Below are 552 nucleotides of genomic sequence, written 5' to 3'. Positions count from 1 at the left end.
ATTGACGTAAAAAGTATAACATATTAAAATAAAGACAGAAAGTTAAGCGGTTACAAAAAGTTTTTGGGATTATAAACTTAGGGGGAAATGAAAAATGGGAACAATCGTATGTCAAGATTGTGAAGGTACAATTGCACACTTCGAGGATGAGAAAGTAACGGTACTTTACGGGAAATGTGGATCTTGCGGATGTGATCACACAGAGCATACAAAAGCCCAATAATTGATAGGAAATGGACAGCTGAAAGTTTTTAGGACCATAAACTTAGGGGGAAATGAAAAATGGGAACAATCGTATGCCAAGTATGTGAAGGAACAATCGGACATTTTGAAGATGAAAAAACGACAGTGCTTTACGGAAAATGCGGAACAAATTGTGACTGTGCTAGTAGAGATAATGCGAAAGCTTAATGATAAATAAATAGATTACTATTAAAACTCAGGGGGAAATGAAAAATGGGAACAATCGTATGCCAAGTATGTGAAGGAACAATCGGACATTTTGAAGATGAAAAATCAACAGTACTATACGGGAAATGTGGATCTCATTGC

At 35.9% G+C, this 552-nt stretch carries 3 protein-coding genes; all 3 read left to right on the top strand.

The window, feature by feature from the left end:
* Positions 1 to 94: 94 nt before the first annotated feature.
* On the top strand, positions 95 to 223 hold the full coding sequence (locus MR083_RS26840; protein ID WP_000536778.1) for a GapA-binding peptide SR1P: 129 nt from the start codon (positions 95 to 97) through the stop codon (positions 221 to 223).
* Positions 224 to 282: 59 nt separating this feature from the next.
* The gene (locus tag MR083_RS26835) at positions 283 to 411 is read left to right on the top strand and encodes a GapA-binding peptide SR1P (protein WP_000536805.1); all 129 of its coding nucleotides are present in this window, start codon (positions 283 to 285) and stop codon (positions 409 to 411) included.
* A 45-nt stretch (positions 412 to 456) separates the two neighbouring features.
* The coding region (locus MR083_RS26830) for a GapA-binding peptide SR1P (RefSeq protein ID WP_242270102.1) at positions 457 to 552 on the top strand (96 nt) is incomplete at its 3' end.

The organism is Bacillus cereus group sp. BfR-BA-01408, assembly GCF_022663305.1.
Taxonomy (GTDB): Bacteria; Bacillota; Bacilli; order Bacillales; family Bacillaceae_G; genus Bacillus_A; species Bacillus_A pacificus.
The sequence above is the reverse complement of the archived record's forward strand: the minus strand, read 5'-3'. Positions and strand labels throughout refer to the sequence as shown.

What these genes read in the sequence shown, in the direction of transcription:
- MR083_RS26840 (WP_000536778.1), top strand. Translation starts at nt 95, where the DNA reads ATGGGAACAATCGTATGTCAAGATTGTGAAGGTACAATTGCACACTTC.
- MR083_RS26835 (WP_000536805.1), top strand. Translation starts at nt 283, where the DNA reads ATGGGAACAATCGTATGCCAAGTATGTGAAGGAACAATCGGACATTTT.